The sequence below is a fragment of the Paenibacillus cineris genome (assembly GCF_018333335.1).
Classification (GTDB): Bacteria; Bacillota; Bacilli; order Paenibacillales; family Paenibacillaceae; genus Paenibacillus_AQ; species Paenibacillus_AQ favisporus.
On record NZ_BORU01000001.1, the window covers coordinates 4,149,470 to 4,173,528 of the forward strand.

Annotated in this window: 20 protein-coding genes; 2 read left to right on the top strand and 18 right to left on the bottom strand. The window is 52.8% G+C overall.

Features of this window, described 5'->3' with window-relative positions:
• The 17 genes from KI379_RS19385 to KI379_RS19465 all read right to left on the bottom strand — a co-directional run bounded on the left by KI379_RS19385 (position 1) and on the right by KI379_RS19465 (position 20,613).
• On the bottom strand, positions 1-1,401 hold the full coding sequence (locus tag KI379_RS19385) for a UDP-N-acetylmuramoyl-tripeptide--D-alanyl-D-alanine ligase (RefSeq protein WP_306433689.1): 1,401 nt from the start codon (positions 1,399-1,401) through the stop codon (positions 1-3).
• Positions 1,401-2,888, bottom strand: coding sequence for a UDP-N-acetylmuramoyl-L-alanyl-D-glutamate--2,6-diaminopimelate ligase (locus tag KI379_RS19390; RefSeq protein ID WP_212984441.1), 1,488 nt, complete (start codon positions 2,886-2,888; stop codon positions 1,401-1,403). Before KI379_RS19390 ends, KI379_RS19385 begins: the two co-directional genes overlap by 1 nt.
• Positions 2,889-2,935: 47 nt before the next feature.
• Entirely contained in the window at positions 2,936-4,957 is a 2,022-nt protein-coding gene (locus KI379_RS19395; protein WP_212984442.1) for a stage V sporulation protein D, read from the bottom strand.
• A gap of 93 nt (positions 4,958-5,050) precedes the next feature.
• Positions 5,051-7,330: a penicillin-binding transpeptidase domain-containing protein gene (locus tag KI379_RS19400; RefSeq protein ID WP_212984443.1), complete on the bottom strand. Its 2,280-nt coding sequence runs from the start codon at positions 7,328-7,330 to the stop codon at positions 5,051-5,053.
• 18 nt (positions 7,331-7,348) lie between these two features.
• The gene (locus KI379_RS19405) at positions 7,349-7,765 is read right to left on the bottom strand and encodes a hypothetical protein (RefSeq protein WP_076169846.1); all 417 of its coding nucleotides are present in this window, start codon (positions 7,763-7,765) and stop codon (positions 7,349-7,351) included.
• Between the two features lie 86 nt (positions 7,766-7,851).
• Positions 7,852-8,802 carry a 16S rRNA (cytosine(1402)-N(4))-methyltransferase RsmH gene (gene rsmH, locus KI379_RS19410; protein WP_076169845.1) on the bottom strand — a complete coding sequence of 317 codons (951 nt, stop codon included), beginning with the start codon at positions 8,800-8,802 and terminating at the stop codon, positions 7,852-7,854.
• Positions 8,803-8,822: 20 nt separating this feature from the next.
• A complete protein-coding gene (gene mraZ / locus KI379_RS19415) occupies positions 8,823-9,260 on the bottom strand; it encodes a division/cell wall cluster transcriptional repressor MraZ (protein WP_076169844.1) in 438 nt (145 codons plus the stop codon).
• A 215-nt stretch (positions 9,261-9,475) separates the two neighbouring features.
• Positions 9,476-10,747, bottom strand: coding sequence for an adenosylhomocysteinase (locus KI379_RS19420; protein ID WP_116229533.1), 1,272 nt, complete (start codon positions 10,745-10,747; stop codon positions 9,476-9,478).
• A gap of 27 nt (positions 10,748-10,774) precedes the next feature.
• Positions 10,775-12,406 carry a bacillithiol biosynthesis cysteine-adding enzyme BshC gene (bshC, locus tag KI379_RS19425; RefSeq protein WP_212984444.1) on the bottom strand — a complete coding sequence of 544 codons (1,632 nt, stop codon included), beginning with the start codon at positions 12,404-12,406 and terminating at the stop codon, positions 10,775-10,777.
• 143 nt (positions 12,407-12,549) lie between these two features.
• On the bottom strand, positions 12,550-13,479 hold the full coding sequence (locus tag KI379_RS19430) for an ABC transporter ATP-binding protein (protein WP_076169841.1): 930 nt from the start codon (positions 13,477-13,479) through the stop codon (positions 12,550-12,552).
• Positions 13,476-14,471, bottom strand: a complete 996-nt coding sequence (locus tag KI379_RS19435) for an ABC transporter ATP-binding protein (protein ID WP_076169840.1) — start codon at positions 14,469-14,471, stop codon at positions 13,476-13,478. Before KI379_RS19435 ends, KI379_RS19430 begins: the two co-directional genes overlap by 4 nt.
• Positions 14,472-14,485: 14 nt before the next feature.
• Positions 14,486-15,433, bottom strand: a complete 948-nt coding sequence (locus tag KI379_RS19440) for an ABC transporter permease (RefSeq protein ID WP_089548194.1) — start codon at positions 15,431-15,433, stop codon at positions 14,486-14,488.
• 2 nt (positions 15,434-15,435) lie between these two features.
• The gene (locus tag KI379_RS19445) at positions 15,436-16,368 is read right to left on the bottom strand and encodes an ABC transporter permease (protein WP_076169838.1); all 933 of its coding nucleotides are present in this window, start codon (positions 16,366-16,368) and stop codon (positions 15,436-15,438) included.
• 234 nt (positions 16,369-16,602) lie between these two features.
• The gene (locus KI379_RS19450; RefSeq protein ID WP_076169837.1) at positions 16,603-18,276 is read right to left on the bottom strand and encodes a peptide ABC transporter substrate-binding protein; all 1,674 of its coding nucleotides are present in this window, start codon (positions 18,274-18,276) and stop codon (positions 16,603-16,605) included.
• A 165-nt stretch (positions 18,277-18,441) separates the two neighbouring features.
• A complete protein-coding gene (locus KI379_RS19455; RefSeq protein WP_076169836.1) occupies positions 18,442-18,834 on the bottom strand; it encodes a DUF3397 domain-containing protein in 393 nt (130 codons plus the stop codon).
• Positions 18,835-18,840: 6 nt separating this feature from the next.
• Positions 18,841-19,809 (bottom strand): ketopantoate reductase family protein, encoded by a 969-nt coding sequence (locus KI379_RS19460; protein ID WP_212984445.1) that lies wholly within the window; start codon positions 19,807-19,809, stop codon positions 18,841-18,843.
• Positions 19,810-19,962: 153 nt separating this feature from the next.
• Entirely contained in the window at positions 19,963-20,613 is a 651-nt protein-coding gene (locus KI379_RS19465; protein ID WP_212984446.1) for an RsfA family transcriptional regulator, read from the bottom strand.
• A gap of 329 nt (positions 20,614-20,942) precedes the next feature.
• Here KI379_RS19465 and KI379_RS19470 point away from each other — a divergent pair, with 329 nt between their 5' ends.
• Both KI379_RS19470 and KI379_RS19475 read left to right on the top strand, forming a co-directional pair.
• Positions 20,943-21,179, top strand: a complete 237-nt coding sequence (locus KI379_RS19470) for a DUF2626 domain-containing protein (protein WP_076169833.1) — start codon at positions 20,943-20,945, stop codon at positions 21,177-21,179.
• Positions 21,180-21,398: 219 nt separating this feature from the next.
• Positions 21,399-22,499: a coiled-coil domain-containing protein gene (locus tag KI379_RS19475; RefSeq protein ID WP_244879332.1), complete on the top strand. Its 1,101-nt coding sequence runs from the start codon at positions 21,399-21,401 to the stop codon at positions 22,497-22,499.
• A gap of 39 nt (positions 22,500-22,538) precedes the next feature.
• On the opposite strand, the gene KI379_RS19480 is transcribed toward KI379_RS19475, so the two are convergent.
• On the bottom strand, positions 22,539-23,759 hold the full coding sequence (locus KI379_RS19480; protein ID WP_212984448.1) for an extracellular solute-binding protein: 1,221 nt from the start codon (positions 23,757-23,759) through the stop codon (positions 22,539-22,541).
• Positions 23,760-24,059: the final 300 nt, after the last annotated feature.

Below are 24,059 nucleotides of genomic sequence, written 5' to 3' on the forward strand. Positions count from 1 at the left end.
CTATTTCTGCAAGTTTTCCTTAACTAGAGCATCCACAATTTCTTCGAGCTTCATACCCCGCGACGCCTTGACGAGCACCACATCTTTGGCATGAACGCGCTTGATGAGATGAGGGATCAGCTCAGCTTTATCCGTAAAAGAAAATACGCTCAGGTCCGGACGAATCTTCCGGGCCGCTTCAGCGGTCTCCTCCGACAACGGTCCGTACGTGTACAGCACATCCACCCGGTCCGCCGCGGCATACTGCCCGATCTCGGCATGGAACTCCTTCTCCTGCGGCCCAAGCTCCAGCATGTCCCCCAGCACGGCTACCTTGTGATGATAACCTTTGAGACTATGAAGCGCATCGATCGCGGCCTTCATGGAGGTCGGGCTGGCGTTGTAGGCGTCGTTCAGAATGGTCAGCCCGCTCGGCGCCACGATTTGCTCGATCCGCATCCCGGTCAAATGCAGTCCGGTCAGTCCCGTGCGGATGTTCTCCTCAGTTATGCCGAAATGGCGGGCCACCGCGAGAGCTGCAAGGCAGTTAATGACGTTATGCTGGCCAAGCAGCGGCAGATCCAGCCCCTCCTCCGGATGCAGCAGTGACGTAAAAATAATCCCCTTGCTGTGGAACATCATCCCTGTGGGGTAATCATCGTTGCTCTGATCCAACCCGAACGTAAAGGTCCGGAGCCCATCGGGTTTCACCGTCTCGGCTTCGCCGAGCACTGTAGGAATCAACGGCTCGTCGCCATGGTAGATCAGCAAGCCGCCGGGCTTCATGCCGCTGATAATTTCCACCTTGGCCCGGGCGATTTCATGTCTTGAACCGAGCTGAAGCAGATGCGCTTCCCCGATATTTGTAATGACCGCCACATCAGGACGGGCGATTTGGGAGAGACGCTCGATCTCATGCCGGCCGCTCATTCCCATCTCCAATACGGCGATTTCCGTATCCGCCGGCATCTCTAAAATGGTTAAGGGCAGTCCAATATGATTATTGAAATTGCCCCCGGTTTTATGAACTTTATAGGTCGTAGACAGAAGGGTATACACCATATCCTTCGTCGTCGTTTTGCCGTTGCTGCCCGTAATGCCGACTACGCGGCAGCCTACTTCCGCCAAATAGGCCTCAGCCAGGGTCTGCAGCGCCGCAAGCGTATCATCGACAAGAATGACAGCTCCCGCCGGCGCCTCGCCCCGGTCGCGCTGCCACAGCGTCGCGCCCGCTCCGTCCTTCAGTACGGATTCGGCATAAGCGTGTCCGTCAAAACGTTCCCCGACGAGCGGGACGAACAGGCTTCCTTGCTTTATTTGTCGGGAGTCCGTAAACACGCCTTGAATCGGCAGCTCCCGGTGTTGTTCCTGCGAGAGTGTTCCTCCGCACATGGCGGCCATTTGGCCTAAAGTCGTCGTAATCACTTATCCAATCCCCTTATCGCTTCCTTGGCAACTTCACGGTCGTCGAAGTCATAATTCGTCGTACCAATGGTTTGATAGGTCTCATGACCTTTCCCCGCAATCAATACTACATCCTGAGGGCTTGCCATTTCAATAGCCTTTTGTATAGCCGTCCGCCGGTCCACGATCATCTCGTAGCGCTCCTGCGGAACGCTGTCCTCCTTCAGACCCTGCTCGATGTCCTTCAGAATCAGCTCCGGATCTTCCGTTCTCGGGTTGTCGGATGTGACAAAAATGAAGTCGCTGTACTTGGCCGCGATTTTGCCCATGATCGGACGTTTGGTCCGGTCCCGGTCTCCGCCGCAGCCAAACACGGTGATGACCCGGCCTTCAGCGAATTCGTTGACCGTCTTCAGCACGTTCTCCAGACCGTCAGGCGTATGCGCGTAATCGACGATAACGGCAAAAGGCTGTCCGGCATCCACCGATTCGACCCGTCCGTCCACGCCCGGTACCGATTCAAGGCTGCGCTTGATATTGTCCAGTTCAATGCCTTCCAGCAAGCCGGCGGTGATGGCGGCCAGCGCATTGTAGACGTTGAACTTGCCGACCATTCTCAGCTGGATATCGGCACTGCCCCGGAAGGTGTCCACATGGAAGGAAGTTCCCTGCGCCGTCACCTTGACGCCGGTTGCCCGGACGTCCGCACTGTTCTCAACACCGTATGTAATGACTTCGGCTGCCGTAATTTTGGCGAAGTAGGAGGATGCTTCATCATCCGCATTCAGCACGGCAAACTTGCGCTGCTCCGGCTGATGGGCGAATTTGTTGCCCAGGCGGGCGAAAAACAAGCCTTTGGCCGCGCGGTATTCCTCCATCGTTTTATGATAATCGAGGTGGTCCTGCGTCAGGTTGGTGAAAATGGCAGTACGGAAGTCGGTACCCTTTACCCGTCCCTGCTCCAGCGCATGGGAGGAAACCTCCATCACGCAGCACTCTACGCCGTTCGCCGTCATGTCATCCAGGGAACGCTGAAGCTCCAGCGCTTCCGGCGTCGTGCCCGACATCGGGAAGGTCCGTCCGCCGTAGCGCATCTGGATCGTGCCGATCAGACCGGTGTTGACCCCTTGGTCGCTCATCATTTTTTCGATGAGGTAGGTTGTGGTCGTCTTGCCGTTGGTTCCCGTCACGCCAATCATTTTCATATGGGAGCTCGGCGACCCGAAAAACGCATCGGCCAGAACGGCCATGGCAAAACGGCAGTCCTTGACCACGATCTGCGGGAGGTCAATGTCCAGCTTCCGCTCGACAACGAGCGCCACCGCCCCTTGTTCCGCAGCCTGGCCGGCATAGTCATGACCGTCCACCGTGTGGCCCGGGAGGCAGATAAACAGGTCTCCCGGCGCCACTTTACGCGAATCCACCTGGATGTTCGTAATCGTAATGTCGCCGTCTCCGATAATTTGTGCCGTCGTTAATGCTGATCCCAGTTCATTTAGTTTCATCTCTTGATCCCTCACTCTAGTTCTATTAGTCTCGAATATCGCCGCAATCAATTATGGGTTGAGGCATCATTCTGCTGTGTGCCAGTTCCGTCCTGAGGCGCTTCCGGATCATCCTGCGCTTCGTCCGCATCGCTATGATCCTTCACGTCAGCGTCCGTTCCCATATAAATCCGGATCGTCGACCCCCGCTCGACCCGGCTGCCCGGTTTGGGCGCCTGGCTGATGACCGTGTTCCCGGTACCGGACTTAGCCAGCGTAAAATTCATGTTCAGATCCTCATATAAATCTTGAACCGTTGCCCCTACCAGGTCAGGAACGGTGTCGATCGGCGTATCCCCGTATTTATAAGTTTTCGGCAGCTGATCCTTGCGCTCCGGCACCTTCAGCACATGCAGCGAATCCTCGAGAATGTGCTGGACAATCGGCGCCGCCACGACGCCGCCGAATTGAATACCGGCCGGATTATCCACCGCGGTGTAAACAACGATTTGCGGGTCGTCCGCCGGTGCAAAGCCGATGAACGAAACGATATGCTCCGTGGAGGAGTAGCGGCCGTTGACGACGATCTGGGCGGTACCCGTCTTGCCGCCGACTCGGTATCCGTCGATGAAAGCGGGTCTGCCCGTCCCTTTGGCCACTACGCTCTCCAGCGCTTCGCGCACCTGCTTGGACGTATCCTCCGATATAACTTGTCTGACCAGCGTCGGCTTCGTTTGGCTCACCGTTTCGCCGGTCTCCGGATTAATCCAGGCTTTGGCAACGTAAGGTTTAAACAGCTTGCCCCCGTTGACGGCAGCCGACACGGCGGCCACCTGCTGGATCGGCGTCACGGACACCCCTTGTCCGAAAGCCGTCGTGGCCAGTTCGACCGGGCCCACCTGGGACGGCTTGAACAGGATGCCGTTCTCTTCTCCATTCAGATCGATGCCCGTTTTGGAGCCGAATCCGAAATTGCGGATATAGTTAAACAGCGAATCTTTGCCCAACCGCTGGCCCAGAACGACAAAACCCGGGTTACAGGAGTTTTCCACGACCTGCAGGAACGTTTCGCTGCCGTGGCCGCCCCGCTTCCAGCACCTCAGGCTGGCTCCCCCGACCTTGATATATCCCGGATCAAAAAACTGCTCATTCTTGAGGTCCACCTTCTTCTCCTGAAGGGCGGCCGCCAGTGTAATGATCTTGAAGGTCGAACCGGGCTCGTACGTCATCCAGATCGGCAGGTTCCGGTTATACACTTCGGATGGGTATTCCTGATAGTTCGCCGGCTCAAATCCCGGACGGCTGGCCATTCCCAGAATCTCTCCGGTTTTCGGGTTCATGGCGATCGACCAGGCGCCTCGGGCCTGGTACTGAACCATAGCCTGATCCAGCTCCCTCTCCATAATCGACTGAATCGATTTGTCGATCGTCAGCTGGAGGTTAAGGCCGTCTCTGGGCTCCTCGTATTTCTCGGAAGATCCCGGCATGAGCCTGCCCCCCGCATCGGACAAGTAGGAGACGCTGCCGTTAATCCCCTGCAGCTTGGTGTCATATCTCTGCTCGATCCCGGTCAAGCCCTGGTTGTCGATGCCCGTAAAGCCCAGAATGTGCCCGGCCAGGTCGCCGTAGGGGTAAAACCGCTTATTGTCCTCAGCAACGACGATACCCGGCAGCTCTAAATCACGAATTTTCTGAGCAAGCTCCATCGTAATTTTGCGTCCACCGGGTTGCAGTCGTTCAATCCTTGATTTCTTCGTAATAGACTTCATAATCTTGTCTTCGCTCATACCCAGCAGAGGAGCCAGCGTCTTCGCCGTTTTCTCGGGCTCCTTGATCTGAACAGGGATCGCCATGATCGTCGGCGTGCTTATATTATAAGCCAAGGGCGTCCCATTGCGGTCCTGAATCTCGCCCCTCTTGGCCGTTGACGGAATTTCCCGGCGCCAGTTCTCCTCGGCCTTGGCGGATAATTCGCTGCTCTTTCCTAGCTGCACATAGGCTAGCCTCACGATCAGAGCAGCGAACAACAGGCACAGGATCAGCAAGCTCCACAGCAGCCTCCGCCTCATGGTGACGTTTGAAACTTTCATTTGTTATCCCTCCCCGCTTCCCTACAGCTTCATGACTGTTCATATCATGAATATTCGGGACAACCAGGGGATAGAACAAGCTGTTGCCGCTTATCAGTTATCGCTGGCTTCTTCGCCGGACTTGCCGTCGGCCGAATCGCCGGCCGACATATCCTTCGAACCGGAATTGTCCTCCGTGGAGGAGGATGAGGTATCCTGCGATGCCTCTTCATCCTTGACAGGCTTCAGCGTCAGCTGGACGGAACGCTTGCCGTTCTTGTCCGTGACCAGCTGCTCGCTGACGTATCCTTGGCCTTCGACGGTAACCGAGCATTTCAGCAAGGTCAAAATATCCAGCGCATCACGCAGTGATTCGCCTTTTAGGTCCGGCACGGTCATCTTGTCGGTCTCCTCGGTGAGCAGATAGATACGCTGCCCCGGGCTCATCGGCGTTCCTGCTGCCGGATACTGCCGGATGACCGAGGTACCCTTGCCGATCGTCTCGAAGTCAATGCCTGCGTTCAGCAGCTTTTGCTTCGCGTCCTTCACGGCCAGCTTCGTGAGCGTCGGAGCGGCTGGGCGATCCACTGTCGTTTTGCCGTCCGACGTCTTCTTCGTGGTGGCCTTCGGCACGCCCATGTACGGCAAAGCCTGGGACACGATTTTCTTAAAGATCGGCGCCGCCACCGTGCCCCCGCCGACATCAGGGTCATTCGGCTGGTCCACAATGACAATAAGGGCGATCTTCGGATCGTTCACCGGAGCAAACCCGATAAAGGAGACGACGGATTTCGAATAATCCGGTTTGCCGTCGGCGCCGTATTTGACCGCGGTTCCGGTTTTACCGGCAACGCGGTACCCGTCGATGTAGGCGTTGCGCCCGGTACCTTTTACCTGGTCCGCGACGACCTGTTCCAGGTAGCTGCTCGTTTCCTTGGCGGCTTCCGGTGAGATAACCTGACGGACGACCTTGCTCGTATCCGGAGCTAATACAACTTTGCCTGTATCCGGATCGGTAATCTCTTTGATGATATGCGGTGTTTTCAATTTGCCGCCGTTCGCCACCGCGCTGATCGCCGCCAGCTGCTGGATCGGCGTCACGGACACACCGTGTCCGTAGGAAGCGGTCGCCACTTCGACCGGACCCGGCAGATTGATCGTCGTGGTTACTTCGCCGGGAAGCTCGATGCCCGTCTTCTTACCGAAACCGAAGTCGTTGATATATTTCAGCAGGCGATCTTTCCCGAGCATTTCCGAGCCCAGCTTGACGAAGGCAACGTTACTGGAACGCTTGACACCTTCCAGAAACGTGATCGGTCCCCATCCGGAACGGTTGATATCATGAAGGTACGTATGAGTCCCTTTAACCTGGATCTGCCCTGACTGGTAAATCGCATTTGGATTAAACAGCTTTTCCTGCACCGCCCCTGCCAGCGTTACGATTTTGAACGTGGAGCCCGGCTCGTACGTAGCTTTTACGGCATAGTTGAAGAAGTCCTTTTGGTCCTTCGTGTTCCAGTACGTATTCGGGTTGAATGTCGGCAGGTTGGCCATCCCGAGTATTTCCATCGTCTTCGGATCGGCCGCAATGACCGTCATGCTGATCGGTTGGTACTTTTCGTACGTCTCTTTCATCGCGTCTTCGATATAATACTGGATCGTGTCGTCGATCGTCAGCTTTAAATTTTTACCATTGACAGCCGGCTTGTACACCATATTCGCTTCGGGAAGCTGGTCCCCTTGCCGGTCACTTTCGTATTTCATGAGTCCTGAGGTGCCTTTGAGGTAATCATCTAGACTTGCCTCAAGTCCGGCGACAGCCTCACCATCCCGGTTCGTGTAACCCAAAATATGAGCCGCAAGCGTCCCCTTCGGATAATAGCGCTTCTGCTCCTTGATCATGTCCAGCCCGGTTTCAAGCACCTTTTTTTCTTTTTTAAGCTGTGCCTTCAACTCTTTGTTGAGATCTTCGATCCGGGCCTTCTTCGTTTCGTCAATTTTCCACCCTTCGTTCCGGACCTCCCGGTTGGTAAGGTATTCCCCGTCCTTGTCTTTGGCGTTTACAAGTTCCTTAAGCTCGCTTTCATCCTTGCCTAAAATCTTGTGCAGCCCTTCGATGATTTCGTTCTCCAGCCCGTTCTCGTGGATAACGGCCGGATTGACGATAACGGTATAGGCCGGGACGTCGGATGCGAGAATATCGCCATTGCGGTCCGTAATCGTGCCGCGGGATGCCGGAATCGGGACTTTTTTCGTCCACTGGGCGACCGCCCGATCATGCCAGTCATCCCCGTTAACCACCTGCAGTGCAAATACCCGAATTAACAGAACAACAAAAAGGAGGGTGATGAATCCTCCTAGGAGCAGTGTGCGAAGTTTTATTCTTTTTACCATGCTCAACCCTCACAAGCTCTATTTTTTTGCCGTTTCCGACCCTGTTCCGGCGTTATCCGTACTTGTCGTATTGGAACGCGGAACGGTAAGCGCCTCCTTGCCCGGTTCTTGGTAACCAAGCTGGATCGCTTTCTCACGGATTCCGACCTCAAGGCGCTGCTTCTCCGCCTTAAGCTCTTTAATCGTCACGTTCATGTTCTTAATGTTCTTGTCGACCTTCTGCCCCTGCTTGTTCAGGTCGTAAATGTTGGCGTTCTGCCAGATGATCAGGCTCGCCACCATGACGCATATTCCAACCGTCAGCAAATAGAGCAGCTTTTCCTTGATCGGCAGATATGTACGGTGAGTAACGACTTTCGTTTTCTCCCGGTACCCGGGAGATGTTCGTTCAGCGACCTTCTCCTTAACTGCCAGGTTACCACGCGTATAGGCCATGTCTGATTCCCCTTTGTCTTAGTCTCTACGCCCTGAACATGAGTCCTTGCCTTCAAAAATATGAATCGTGTGTCAGATGCGTTAGGTTATATTTTCTCAGCAACTCTCAGCTTGGCTGAACGCGCACGCGGGTTCTGTGCAAGTTCATCTTCACCCGGCACGATCGGCTTGCGGTTGACCAGTTTCATTTCACCCTTCCCGCCGCACACGCACATCGGAAAGTCCGGCGGGCAGGTGCATTTGCCTACGTAGCTGTTCAAAATTTGCTTGCATATCCGGTCCTCCAGCGAATGGAACGTAATCACCGATACCCTTCCGCCGGGAGCAAGACAGCGCACCGCTTGATGCAGCGCTTCTTCAAAAGCGCCAAGCTCGTCGTTCACCGCGATCCGAAGGGCCTGGAAGCTTCGTTTGGCCGGATGGCCGCCTGTTCTCCGCGCTGCCGCCGGAATGCCTTCTTTAATAATATCGACCAACTCGCCCGTTGTTTGAATGGCTTTCTGCGCTCTGCGCTCGCTGATCACTCTGGCAATCCGTCTTGAGAACTTTTCCTCCCCGTATTGGAACAAAATCCGGGCAATTTCCTGCTCAGGCCATTCGTTTACAATTTCGGCAGCCGTCAAGGACGCCGACTGATCCATCCGCATATCGAGCGGCGCATCGTAATTGTAGCTGAATCCCCGGTCCCCTTCGTCAAACTGGGGAGATGACACGCCCAGATCGAACAAAATGCCGTCCACCTGCGGAATGCCGTCCTTGCTCGGAACAGCCAGCTCCCGGAGGGTTTCCTCCAGATGCCGGAAATTCGTCTTGACCAGGGATACGCGGTCTGCGTACGGGGCCAGCCTTTCCTTTGCGTTATCGAGCGCCCAGTCATCCTGGTCCAACGCGATCAGCCTGCCGTATTCCCCCAGCTTGGACGCGATCAGGGAACTGTGCCCCGCACCCCCAAGCGTGCAATCGACATATATGCCGTCTCTCTTCACGCGCAGCCCTTCTGTCGCTTCTTCTTTAAGCACCGTGATGTGATGAAACAAGCTGCAGCCCTCCAAACTCTCTACAAATCAAAATTCAAATCAACCAGCTTCTCAGCAATATCGTTAAAAGTCTCTTCGGATTGCTGGAAGTATTCCTCCCAAGTATCCTTGCTCCAAATCTCCACCCGGTTCGATACGCCAAGCACCACGCATTCTTTCTCCAGCTTTGCGTATTGGCGGAGATTCCCCGGTAAATTTACCCTTCCCTGTTTATCCCATTCGCATTCCGTTGCACCCGAGAAAAAAAACCGGGTAAACGCACGCGCGTCGGATTTCATCAGGGACAGTGACTTCAGCTTTTGTTCCAAAATTTGCCATTCATTCATAGGATATACAAATAGGCATTGGTCCAAGCCCCGGGTGACCACAAAGGAGGAGCCAAGCAACTCGCGGAATTTGGCAGGGATGGTGACGCGGCCTTTATCGTCTAAGCTGTGTTGATATTCCCCCATAAACACCGTTCACTCACCCCTTTAACCCCAAATCCCCACTTTGCACCACTTTCCACCACTTAAGGATACTAGATTCGCCGGATAAAATCAAAATCCTGCCTTATCCACATGTTTTTTTGTGGATAATTCCAGCCCAGCCCAGCGCGGAAAAACAGCAAAAACCCCCTGATTCGCGAAGAATCAAGGGGGTTTTCCACATGTGGATAACCACAATTTACCGATTATTCGTGGGTGGACCAGCTGTCCAAATACCGGATTTGCTCCTGGCTCAGCCGGTCGATCTGAATCCCCAGGCTTGCCAATTTATGGCGTGCGACCTGCTCGTCGATTTCGAGCGGCACGTTCAGCACCTGTGCACCCAGGTTTTGATAATTGTCATTCACGTATTTCAGAGACATCGCCTGGAGGGCGAACGTCATATCCATAATTTCCGCCGGATGCCCGTCTCCCGCCCCAAGATTGACAAGGCGGCCTTCGGCCAGAAGGTAGATTTTGCGGCCGTCCGTCAGCTTGTATTCTTCGATGTTACGGCGCACGGTGCGTACCGACTCGGCTCGTGCCGCCAGCTCCGGTTTGTTGACTTCAACATCGAAGTGGCCGGCATTCGACAGGATCGCCCCGTCCTTCATCACGTCGTAATGCTCACCGGTGATGACGTCCCGGTTGCCCGTCACGGTCACGAAGAAATCGCCGTGCTTCGCCGCTTCCAGCATCGGCATGACTTCAAAGCCGTCCATATGTGCTTCCACCGCGCGGATTGCATTGACTTCCGTCACGATAACTTTGGCGCCGAGTCCTTTGGCCCGCATCGCTACGCCTTTGCCGCACCATCCGTAGCCTACAACGACAACGGTTTTGCCGGCTACGACGAGGTTTGTCGTACGGTTGATCGCATCGAATACCGATTGTCCCGTACCGTAGCGGTTATCGAATAAATACTTGCAGTAAGCGTCATTAACGGCCACCATCGGAAACTTCAGCAGCCCGTCTTTTTCCAAGGCCTTCAAGCGAATAATGCCCGTCGTTGTCTCTTCCGCGCCCCCGCGGATCGTCTCCAGCAGGTCCGGCCGTTCCGAGTGAAGGATCGTCACCAGGTCTCCACCGTCATCGATAATGAGGTCGGGTTTGGTCTCCAGCGCCCGGATCAGAAATTCCTTGTACTCCACCGGATCCGGATTGTATTTGGCCAGCACGGTCACACCGTCTTCCACAAGCGCCGCACAGACATCATCCTGTGTGGACAACGGGTTGCTGCCTGTGATCGTTACTTCCGCACCGCCGGCCTTTACCACTTTAGCCAGGTATGCCGTCTTGGCCTCCAAATGCAGCGAAATGGTGACCTTCAGCCCCTTAAACGGCTGCTCCGCTTCAAACTGCTTGCGGATTTCGTTTAACACCGGCATATGGGCCTCCACCCAATCGATTTTCAAATGGCCTTCCGGTGCCAGCGCCATATCCTTGACTACGCTGTTTTGCAGTGAAGATGAACTCATCTCATTGCCTCCCTATCCTCTTTTTGATTAACATTCGATAATGCGGTGCTCCGCCGTAAAATGATCCGAGGTGCGGATCAAATCATGAATCCATTCGAGGCCGTAGCGGTTTAAATAGTAGAAAATATTAAACACCCGTTCCTGCGGCTTGCCCAGCGGAAACAGGGAGACACCGATCCGGTCCCACTGCCGCAGCTCGGCTTCATGCTTCTTCTCCACCGCTTCGCGTGTTTTGCGTTCCAGATAAGAAATTTGCTCCAAAATTTTGCCCTTGTTTTTCTCGCTGAGCGGGATCAAACCGGACTGAATCGTACCCAGCTCGCGGATCAGCGGTTCGTACAGCTGCTCAAAAGCCCGGCGCGTCTCGGCGAATTTCGGCTCGATATGGAATTCCTCCTGGCTCGAAAGCCACTGCTGGCGGGCTTCTGCAAACCGGTGCTGAACATCCTGGAAGGTCACGCCGAACTTATCCATGTATTTCTGCAAGGCGCCTTCGATCAAGGTAAAGGACATGCGCGGCAGCAGGATCGGCATCCGGAGCCCAAGGATTTCGAAAGCCTGCTTCGTAATAGCCCAATAGGAAATTTCCCCTTGGCCAAGCACGGTACAAAGTACCGGGAACAGCGATTCCTGCATCATCGGGCGCGTCAGCACATTGTTGCTGAACCGCTCCGGATGAGTGCGAAGCTGCTCCAGCAGCTCACTCTGGCTTAAGCTGACGATCCCTTTGCGATCAGTGAACTTGCCATCCTGTTTATATAGCAGCAGACGGTTTCCTTCATATATATAGAACAAATTGGCCCCGCCGGCCGCAACCTCCGCCTGAAGCGAGTAGCCTTTGCCGGTAATACACGCCGCCGCCTGCTGATAAGCCTGCTCCAGTCCGTCGTTGCGCTCGATCATTTTTTCAAACACCGGAACTTCCAGCTTGCGCAGTTCAGGATCCGCCGAATCGAGCAGAATCAAGCCGTACTCGCCAAACAACCGGCCCAGCAGCTTGGCGAAAGCGTCGCTGAGATTATCCGACTGCTCCGACGCCTCATGGATCCATTTCAAAATCTCCGGCTTGTTTTCACTGTCCGGAAGCCATCTGCCCAGCTGGTCGAAGGACTGCTTCCATTCGTTTGGACCGATCGGAATCGCACTCACCGACGAGCGGGGTCCCGGCTTCGCTTCCATCTTGATTTTGGCGACCTTCAGCTCCGGTGTCATGACGTACGTATGGTTCACTTCATCGAAGTCATGATCCTCACCCGCGATCCAGAAGACGGGCACCACCGGCCGGTTGAATTTCTTGGCCGCTTCTTGCGCCGACTGGATTATGGTCATGGCTTTATAGATCACCAGCAGCGAACCGGTAAACAACCCGCTCTGCTGTCCCCCCACCACGGCCAGCGTTCCTTCCTTCCCCAGCAAATCCAGTGCATTATGTACCGCCTGATGGTCATTGTGCCGGCTGTTATACCGCCGTAAAACTTCTGCCAATTCGCCCCGGTTTACCCGGACGGACTCCGATTGGTCAAGCCATTCCACACGTTTCAGCCAGCTTGCTTCATCGCGAAAATCTTCACCGTATAAAGGCTGTACTTCGCTAAAACGGTTTATATAATCATCTGCAAGAGCCGAACCGCTCTTGAGTGAGTCGGAAACCACATTCATGGGTATGCCTCCTATTCTGTGCCCAATCACTTCCGTGCTTACTTTATACTACCGCAATCTTTCTTGATTGTAACCAATGTTGTTGTATCCGTCAAAGCAAACAAAAAACCGCCGGGATCACCCGGCGGTAAAGCTGTCATAGCTTAGGCATATGGAGCAGCGACCCAATGGCCTTTGGAAACTTCCACAAGTCTCGTGTCTTCCTGATCCGCTGCATCTCCGCCTTTAGCGGAGTGAATCGGACCCGACTTTTCGTCGTTCATCAAGATCCGCTTCTTGTTCTCCTCCACTTCGGGATCCGGGATCGGAATCGCCGAGAGGAGCGTTTTTGTATACGGGTGAATCGGATTGGCGTACAGTTCCTCACTGTCTGCCAGCTCTACCATTTTGCCCAGGTACATCACCGCTACGCGGTCACTGATATGCTTGACCATCGACAGGTCATGGGCAATGAACAGATATGTCAGCCCAAGCCGGTCCTGCAAATCCTTCAGCAGGTTGACGACCTGTGCCTGAATGGACACGTCCAGCGCCGAGATCGGCTCGTCGCAAATAATGAACTTCGGATTGACGGCAAGCGCACGGGCAATCCCGATCCGCTGCCGCTGACCGCCGGAGAACTCATGTGGATAACGGGTGGCATGGTCCGGATTCAGACCGACCATATCCAGCAATTCCTCCACGCGCTTCTTCCGCTCTTTGCGGCTGCCGGCCAGGTTGTGGATATCCAGCGCTTCGCCGATAATGTCCGACACGGTAAACCGCGGGTTCAAGGAAGCGTATGGATCCTGGAAAATCATCTGCATGTCGCGGCGCATCGCTTTCATCTTGGAAGGCGACAGCTTGTAAATATCCGTTCCGTTAAACTTGACGCTGCCGGCAGTCGGCTCGTACAGGCGGAGAATCGTACGGCCCGCGGTCGACTTGCCGCAGCCCGATTCGCCCACCATGCCGAGCGTTTCGCCTTCGCGGATGAAAAAGTTAATGTTGTCCACGGCTTTGACGATCTTGCCGCCGCCGACGTTAAAGTATTTCTTGAGGCCTTCGACTTCGATCAAATGGTTCTCTTTCATGACGATTGAACCTCCTTGGCCATCGGATGAAGATTCCAGCAGCGCGCCATTTGGGTGTCGCTGAATACCGTCGCTCCCGGATTGATCCGTTCGCATACTTTCATCGCTTCATCGCAGCGGGCGCAGAACGCGCAGCCGACCGGCGGTTTAATCAGGTCCGGCGGCGTACCGATAATCGGAATGAGCGGCTCGCCCTTCTTCTGGTCAAGACGCGGCATCGAACGCAGCAGGCCTTTTGTGTACGGGTGCTGCGGGTTTTTAAAAATCTCCCACTTCGTCCCCGTCTCTACCACTTCACCGGCGTACATGACGATAACGCGGTCACACATGCCGGCAACGACGCCGAGGTCATGCGTAATCAGGATAATAGAAGTTCCGAGTTTCTGCTGCATTTCCTTCATGACGTCCATGATCTGCGCCTGGATCGTCACGTCCAGCGCTGTCGTCGGTTCGTCGGCGATCAGGAGCGCCGGGCGGCACGCCAAGGCGATTGCAATCATGACGCGCTGGCGCATCCCGCCGGAGAATTCGTGCGGGTATTGATTGAAGCGTTCTTCCGGGTTCTTGATGCCGACAAGTCTCAGCATTTCCAAACCGCGCTCTTTCGCTTCCGCGGAGGACAGCTTTTGATGCTTGATCAGAACCTCGGTAATTTGCTTGCCGACCTTAATCGTCGGATTCAGGGAAGTCATCGGATCCTGGAAAATCATGCCGATGTCTTTCCCGCGGATCGCTTCCATTTCTTTATTGGTTTTCTTCAGAATATCTTCGCCCTGGAAAATAATCTGACCGCTCTTGATGTCAGAAGGAGGAGACGGGATCAAGCGCATGATCGTCTGCGCGGTCACACTCTTACCACTGCCGGACTCACCGACGATCGCCACCGTTTCTCCTCTGCCTATTTCAAAATTCATGCCGCGGACGGCTTTGACTTCGCCGCCTTTGACGTGAAAGGATACATGCAGGTCTTTTACTTGTAAAATCGGCTCCATGATCTCACCTCCTGTTATTTCAATTTCGGATCGAGCGCATCGCGGAGGCCATCACCGAAAATGTTAAATGCGAGCATTGTCAAACTGATCAGAATGGCCGGGAACAGCATCCGCCAAGGATAGTACATCCAGCCAGTCAGTGCGTCGTTGACCATCGAACCGAGCGAAGCGATCGGTGCCCGGACACCAAGACCGAGGAAGCTAAGGAAGGCTTCCGAGAAAATCGCGTTCGGTACCGACAGCGTCAAAGTGACGATGATCGGACCAACCGCATTCGGCAGCAGGTGGCGGAACAGCAGCCGGCCGGAGCCTGCTCCCATGGAGCGGGATGCCAGAACGTATTCCCTGTTCTTCAGCTGCATGATTTCACCGCGGACGATCCACGACATGTTAATCCAGCCGGTAATGGTCAGCGCCAGAATAATCGTTCCGATACTCGGCTCAAAGACGACGAGCAGCAGAATCGTAACCAGCATATAAGGAATGGAATACAAAATTTCGGAAAACTTGTTCATGATGGCGTCGACGCGTCCACCAAAATACCCCATGATGCCGCCGTAAATGACACCGATCAAGAGGTCAATGAGTGCGGCAGCCAGGCCGACGACCAAGGAAATACGGGCGCCCATCCACGTCCGGACGAACATGTCGCGACCCAAGTCGTCGGTGCCGAACCAGTGCTCCTTGGAAGGAGGCTGATTCGTTGCCAGCAAATCGTTGGTTGCCGAATCGAATTTCGAAATGATTGGCCCGATAATCGCAGCCAGAATGATCAAGATGAGAACGACCAAGCTCGCCATGGCGAGTTTATTTTTACGTAGACGCTGCCACGCGTCTCTCCACGCCGAAATACTTTCCCGCTGAATAATTTCAGCCTCTTTCTCATCGGTACCGATTTTCCGGAAGTCTTCGGGCGTCAGCTCTACGTTGTTATTCATCAAGGTTGGATCCTGTACAGCCATCGTTAGCCCTCCTTCCCGCCGGTTAATTTAATGCGCGGATCAACCAGCACGTATACGATATCGGTGATGAAACGGGCCAGCATCAGCAGAACGCCGTAGAAAATCGTCACACCCATAATCATCGTGTAATCCCGGTTGGTAATACATTCGACGAACACTTTACCAATCCCGCCGATCCCGAAAATCTGCTCGATAACGACGGAACCCGTAATGACGTTGGCGGTCATCGGTCCGATATAAGTAACCACAGGCAAAATGCCGTTACGGATCACGTGCTTGAACATAATGGTCATCCAGTTGAGGCCTTTGGCCTTGGCTGTCTTGATGTAATCCGCATGCAGCACTTCGAGCATGCTCGAGCGCGTCAAGCGGGCGATAAAGGCAATCGGCTGCGCCGACAACGCGGCGACCGGCAGAACGTAGTCAAGCGGGCCGTCAAAGCCCATGACGTTGAACCAGCCCAGCTTCTGCGCAAACAGATACTGGATCAGCGATGCCAGCACGAAGCTCGGAACGGCGATGCCCAGCACCGCCAGCACCATAGCGATATTATCAATAAGCTTTCGGTGGTACAGCGCGGCGAGCATGCCGAGGAGCACACCGACAATTACGGAAATAACGATGGCGAAGATACCCAGTTTCAGGGATGCAGAGAAGGTCTGCAGAATAATGCCCCCTACCTCCTGGTTCTGATGCTTCATGGAAATCCCCAGGTCACCTGTTGCAATATCCCCCAAGTATTTGAAGTATTGCTGATATACCGGCTTGTCCAATCCATACTGTTCCATCAGCCGGGCTTGGATTTCAGGCGGTACATTTTTCTCGGACATAAAAGGGTTACCAGGAATGGCCTTCATCAGAAAAAATGTAGCCGATATCAAAATAAAGAGCGATACCAGCATATAGAAAAACTTGCTCAGTACGTAACGTACCATGTCCGATTTACCCTCCCCGCTAAACTTCATATAACATGGCACCAACCATCGCGGACCATATTTTAATTTTAAAGAATGCCGAATCTATTTGTCCATGCTATATATTTCAAATTGAAGAAATCCTTGGTAAAGATATATACTAAGCAAAAAAAACGGGATATATATGGAAGCTCCACACATATATCCCGAACAGTATTTATCAAGCTAAGCTGCTTTTGTTAGACCATTCGAAATTTATTCGAAATAAGCTCTTGTAAAGTCTACTTGACCGGCATAGTCAATAACAACGCCTTTAAGATTCGGTTTGATCAAGGCAACGTTTGTATAGTAGTAAATTGGCAGCACGACCTGCTGATCTTTAATAATCATCGTTTCAGCCTTTTTAAAATCTTCCATACGTTTTGCTGTGTCAGGTGTAGAGAATGCGTCTTTGATCAAAGCATCATACTCTTTGTTTTTGAAGCCGGAATCGTTGTTGCCGCTGGTCGAAGTCCACAGATCGAAGAAAGTCATCGGATCGTTGTAGTCCGGGCTCCAGCCGGCACGTGCGATTTGGTAGTTCAGGTTTTGACGGTTCTTGAGGAACACGCCCCATTCTTGGTTTTCAGTTTTCACTTCAACGCCAAGATTTTTCTTCCACATATCTGCAATGGCAAGCGCAATTTTCTTATGCTTGTCATCGGAGTTGTAGATCAAAGTGATCGGAGGAAGCGTCGTGTAGCCTTCTTCCTGCATGCCTTCAGCAAGCAGCTTCTTGGCTTCTTCCATATCTTCGGTGAAGAAATCGTCCTTGAACTCGGTACGGTATTCACCCTTGTCACCGGAAATGCCTGGCGGCACGAATCCGAACGCAGGGGTTTCTTCACTCATCGTTACTTTATCGACGATATCCTGACGGCTGATGGCCATCGAGAACGCCTTACGGATTTTTACGTTGTCAAACGGTTTCGCTGTTGTGTTGAACACGTAGTAGTAAATGCTGCCGATCGGTTTCAAATCGAGCTCATCCTTCAGCTCGTTCTTCACTGCAGGCATTTGGTCCGTAGGAATCGTTCCGTTCGGGTTACCTGCATAGTCAAGCTGGCCAGCCTTATAGCTGGACAGTTCCGTTGCACTGCTGTTGGACAGCGACATCGTAACTTTGGTCAGCTTGATGTTCTGGTTATCCCAGTAGTTTGCGTTTTTGGTCACTTCGATCTTCTGACCGGTTGTCCAAGTTGTGAGCGTGAATGGTCCGTTCGTTACCATCAGCTTCGGATCGGTTGCCCATTTGGCGTTATCTTTCACCGATTGATGCACCGGATAGAACGTGTAGAACGAAGTCAGACCCAGGAAATAAGGAGTCGGATTGTTCAGGGTTACTTCCAGCGTGTTGTCATCTGTCGCTTTTACGCCAACTTGGTTAAAGTCGGTAATTTTTTTGCTGTTGTAGTCTTCTGCGCCTTTAATGTAATAAAGCTGATATGCATAAGGCGGTGCTGGGCTTGTAGCCGGATTCAAAACCCGCTCCCAAGCGAAGACGAAGTCTTTTGCCGTTACAGGGTCGCCGTTGCTCCACTTCGCGTCTTTACGCAGATGGAACACGTACTTCAGACCGTCGGAGGAAACATCCCACTTCTCGGCCACACCCGGAATCGGGTTGTTATCCTTGTCAATACGCACAAGGCCTTCGTACATCATTTTCAGTACGGTGTTAGCTTGAGTGTCCTGGGCTTGCGCCGGGTCAAACGTTGGCGGCTCAGCGCTCAGGTTAATGTGAAGTACTTGTTCTTTAGCAGCCGACGAACTTCCTTTGTCGCCGCCGCTAGCCGTGCTTCCGCCATTGTCATTCTTGGAACCGCACCCAGCAAGTACAGTGCCAACAACGAGGATCAGCGTCAGAAGCATGAGCAGGCTTTTCCTTTTCATTAACTGTTCCCCCTAAAGGTAAATTAATTATGTGTATGGTAAGAAATTATACAACCAGTGGTCAAAAAAATCTACACAGAAAAACATGAAAATTTTACTTTCTTGTGACAAACGGCCAAAAACAAGGGTTTTTCCAGTCATTTTGTTGATTAAAATTGTAAAATATTAGGCCCCAGTCTGTATTATGTATTTAAAAATACCGATTAATGTAAAGATGATGTAGCTTGCACTCATGAGCATAAAGGACATTCTCCATACGACTTTGGCGATTTTCCTGGCATCAATCCTGCCTTTGAGCCGGTTCTGCGCCCCGCCGATCAACCCCACCGCGATGAGCATGAACAAGAGGATCAAATAAAAGCCGAACCTGGTATGGAACGTATTGTTGAACAGCGCCGCAACGGAAAAGATCAAAAACAATGTAGTGACGTCCATGGCCAGCAGCAGCGCGCGGTTTCTGCTGTTTTTCCGCCAGTAATATCCTCCTAAATACACGAGCAAAAACGGGAAAAACGGAAGGATGCTCAAAAAAATAAATGAATTTCTCAAGAAATCCAAGATTCCTCACTCCTCCTCTGCGATTATTCCTTCGATGAGCCGGGTCACCAGCTCGTTGACAGGAGCCTGAACCCCCGCCTTCCGCGCCATGTCCGCGATGCTTCCATTAATCCAGCCGATTTCCGTCGGCGAACCGGCAAGCACATCCTTCAGCATGGACGAGGTGTTCCCGGAAGTCGCTCTGCACACATTCAATATTTGATCCCACATGTCGTCCTCATACCGAATTCCGCATGCGTCGTAAACCGCTATGGTCTCTTCATATAATTCCTTCATCAGCTTCATCCTCATCGGACTTTTCAACAGCTCTCCGTTCGGAATCCTCCAGAGTGCGGTCAGCGGATTGATCACCGCGTTGATCAGCAATTTACGAAACATCATGTTATCGATGTCATTCGACAATACCGGGTAAAATCCTGCTTGTTTTAGGGCCTGAACAAGATTTAACCATCGGCCGCCAATCTTGTTGGAGACATGCCCTATACCGCTCTCGCCGATCACCGTATCCCCGGATCCCGCATGAAACACTTCTGTATACGATGTTCTCTTTGCACCTTCAGTCGTCACCGCAGCCAGCATAGTCCATCCGGGCAGTATCGCCTTCAGCCTGTCCATATGCCCGTAGCCGTTTTGAAAACAAACGACGACCGGCCGGCTGGATCCTTGCGGAAGCCTGACTTGTGATAAATAGCGGCATACCGCCTCCGTATCCTTTTGTTTGGTCATCACAAGCACATAATCTCCCGGCTTCGTCTCCCAAGCTTGTCCGAGCTGTTCGACCGTACCGGATTGAAAATGCGCGGGGTCCACCTTTAATCCGCTCTCACCGTCTTTGGCGATATGAATACCGGAATGACGGAGCTCCTCCGCCTGCCCGGCGCTGCGGCTCCAGATCCGCACCCGGCTGCCGGACCCGGCCAATTTTCCCCCAAACAGCAGTCCGAGCGATCCAGCGCCCACAATATCGATCAGCATTAGCCTGCCCTCCGTGTCTAATGGTTACTATCCGTGTCCCTATTATAGCGCATCCGGCATCACATAAGGCTTACACGCACGAAAAAACCCGTTCGGTCTGCGCAAACTTCACGCATCCGCACGGGATCTGTATTGCATCGTTGCGTATGACTTTTACTCAATCCGCTCCAGATTGCCGTTGGCATCCATCTTGAACCGCGACTTCAGTTCCTCGTCCTCTTCGTTCAAAAAGGCAAGCCTCCGTGCCCGGTCCATAATTTGAATAAGCGCTTTGTAGTCGTCATTAACGACCCTGTAATCGGTTTGGACTTCACTGACTTCCCTGGAGAGCCGCTCGTTGATCCTTCTCAAATTGTTCAGCTCTTCTTCCTTTTCACGGAGCTCCTTCTCCAGCATTTTCAGCTGGCGTCCGTTTTCCTGGAGGCTCCCTTTCCACTGCTTCAAAAAGCGGATGACCGCATCGATGGAGAGTGTCTCTTCACTGGCTCCCTCCATTTTGTAATAACCCGCCTCAGCTTCGGACAGACCTAAACCGGCCACCTGGATCCCCGAATTTGCCGGCTGCTTCTTATAGTAGCTCCGTTTCTGGCGCTGTGTCTTGGCCAGGCTGATTGCTTCCTCATACTTTTTACGGACACAGCTGTTCCATCGGAATCCGCAGGCTGCCGCCGTCCTTCCGATTTTTTCGCCTACTTCCTCAAAAGCGGCCAGCTGAGTGCTTCCTTCCCGGATATGCCTTAAGGTTACTTCCGCCAAAATAAGGTCATCCTCGCTGCTCCATGCATCTTGTCTAACTGCTGTCATGCAACAAAACCCTCCTAACAACATCCTAAAATAACCCGTCTCCATAACCGGATTGTTCACCGGGTACTGAATAAGGTATAACAGCTGCTTATTTTCATTTCTATGCTTCTCATAGAGTTCATAGAATCTATTTGATACTAAATTGTATTGCCAATTTGCAAAGTGCTCATACCCTCATATTGGAAATTTGCCGATGCATGGCGATGTATACTTTGTCATCATGGGACCACAATAATAAAAAGCAACTTTTTCGTTTACACAATTTTGGGTTAACGATATAATGATACGTAGCTTAACTATGACCGTACATAAGGAGAGGGGGATATAACGTGGCACGCATGTTTCGAGTACTCGGGTTCTTTACGCTCGCAATCGGGCTTATGGCATATGCCGGCAACATGGTCGAGATGGCTCTGTTGTTCTTCGTACAGACCGCATTTTTCGTCATCTTGGGGTATCTGAAATTTACGGAGAGAACTTACATTCTTCTCTTCTGGGGCTATATGATCGTGACGTTTACCGGTTTCAGCTATTGGACAGTATTCAAAATGGGCTTACCGCTTTAATCCGATCATTAGAGAACCCAAAGGAAAGCGATCCGACATCCAATGCCGGGTCGCTTTTTTCGCTTTTGCCGACTTTTATCGGGGGCACCTGCATAAATCTGTATCTGCCTGCTGGGGTTATTTGGCTTGCCAAATCTGACAGGCTCCAAGAGAGATGATATTTTTTACCGTTGAATCATATATTTACAATGGACAACCATGGGGGAGGGATCAAATCCATTGAAGCCTTACAATCGACGCCTGCGAATCCTCTGCCTGCTTCTGCCGATGCTCTGCCTGTCGCTGCTCCGCCCCGTACCAGAACTTCGGGCCGACCCGTCCGCCGGCGCCAGCACAGACGACCGAGAAATATTGCAGAACAGCCTGTCTGTTGTGGAAATCGACCGGGAGATTGAGCGGATCACCGCGCAGCAGGAGACCATCCAGCAGGAGCTGAACAAGCTGTCCGGGCAGCTGGAAGACAAGCTGCTTCAGATCCAGGATCAGCAGAGCCGCGCGGGAGCCGTCATTCGTTCTTATTACATGGGGGAAAGGGAAGGCCTGCTCGTTGCCGTGCTGTCCGCCAAAGATTTGGGCAGCCTCATTCATATGTATGATGTCTACGATATGATCATGGAGCATGACCGCACGGTTCTTGATGCGTATCAATCGGAGTATAAGGAGATTAAAAACACGAAGCTGGCCATGGAGAAAAAGACGGCCGATCTGGAAGAAATGAAGTCCAATCTCATTGAGCAGCGGGCAAGGGTATCGGCCCTGCAGCAAAAGGTCGATCAGGGAATCGCCTCCAGCAGCGATCCGGAAGCGCTCAAGAAAATGATTGAGGAATTTACGCTTTATTGGGAAAATGTCGGGCTTAACGAGGTAAAAACCTATTTTAACGCGCTCGCCTCAGCCATGAACGACCTCCCGGAGTTTATTCAGAATCAGGACGGAGCGATCCGCACCAACGGAACGACCTATAATATCGACATCAAGGAGGACGATCTGAACGCTTTCCTCCGCTCCAAAAACGATCTGTTCAAACAGTTTGCCTTCCACTTTGGCGAAGACGAGATTACGGCATCCGGCCAAAGCGGCACGCTGTCCCTTGAAGTTCAGGGCCACTACAGCGTCGAGGAGCAGCCGCAGAACTCCATCATGTTCCATGTGGATAAGCTCGTATTTAACGGCTATGAACTGCCCGATACGACATGCCGCCAAATGGAGGAAGAGTTCGATTTGGGATTTTATCCGCAGCAAATCGTCTCCTTCGTGAAGGCGACCGAGGTGAAAAGTACGGACAAAAACCTCCATGTCACGCTTAAGCTGTCCATGTAACACAAAAAAGCCGGAGACGAACTGCCCGCGAGTATCGGATCAGCTTCCTCCGGCTTCCCCTCTTACAGCCTCAACGTAATCTGCGGCCGCAGATTTGCCTGTAATATAATCGCCTGATGCTTTGACAAACACATCCCATTTCGCCTGCAGCCTGCCTGTGTCCTTATCGGTACCTGCCGTCTGAAGCAGGGAGTTGAGATGGAACGGCAGCCCGGCCGGATTGAATACCGTATCGTCGTACAGGCTCTTCAGCGCCGGAAGTTTACCTGTAGCCTGATACCATTCCTGCTGAACGACTGCCGAGCTCATATACGCGATCCATTCGGCCGCTTCCTTGGCATGCTGCGATCCCGCCGATACGGCGTAGCTTCGGCTGCGCAGGAGCGACGGATAGATGGCGTACAGCTGCTCGGGCATCCGCAGTTCCGTATTTGCTGTCTGGGACTTTGCCGCTTCCGAAACGGCGGAAATGGTTAGCGGAAGCTGGGCTCCGTCAGCGCCTTGCTCGGTCTGATCGATTTGCATGAATGCGCGTGCCTTGTCGATCCATTCCAGGGATGCCTGGCTCGGGCTTAACGGATCGGTGCCCAGTGCTCCCATCAAAGCTGCAGCATCATAGCCGTCCCCGGACGAAATCTCCAGCAGCTGCTGATGTCCTCGGTTCTTCGCTTTGCTCAGCAGCTCTTTCCAACTGCTCATACCGCCTGGAATATCCGTCACTCCAAGCGAATTCAGTGCTTTCATATTCCATGCCAGCACATAAGGATCCATGTCGGCGGGCGTTCCCCACTGGTAGCCGTTCCATTCCACCTCTTGCAGAAGCGGGTTGATGGTATCACTATCCGCACGATTGCTTGTATAGAATTCGACTGGCAGCAGGTAGCCTCGGGAAGCCATCGGGCGGACCCACGAGCTGTTGATGAGCATGACATCGGGGCCTTCCCCTACGGCCAAAGCGGACGTCAGCTGAAGGTACGCATCGGCATCCGGGATGTTGTTCAATTCCACCGTGGCCCCGGTATCGGTGACATATGTATGATTCAGCTCCTCGAGCTGCTTAAAATCCTCATCGCTCAGGTGCACGGTGACCCGGATGGGGGATTGGGACGTTCGCTCTTGTGTGGAAGGCTGCGGAAACAGAGACGCGTCATCTTCCTCTTCATGACCCGATGGAGTCTGCGATAAATCCTGCCCCTGGGATAAAGCGGTTAAAGAGAGCAGCAAAATGGCAAACAGAAGCCAGTAATTTTTCCGCCTCAAGTCTCTAGGCCTCCCTTCACAATACTTATACAATATTTTAGCAAATTCATAGGGCGCTTGTCCTATTTTTTTCTGGAAATGTTTAACGGACGGGCAAGAAATAAGCCGATAAGCCACACCATGAGGCTAACTACGAATCTACGCCTGCGAATGTCCTTATTGTAATTCGAGTATATTTGATCCGGTGCCTGAAATTGTTAAAACTAAAGAATGACGTCTATCGACATATCTTCTAAGAAGACTGACCGCTTTAAGTGGAAATTTCCTTGCGAGATCAAGGAGTGGAGGCTCTGAAACTGA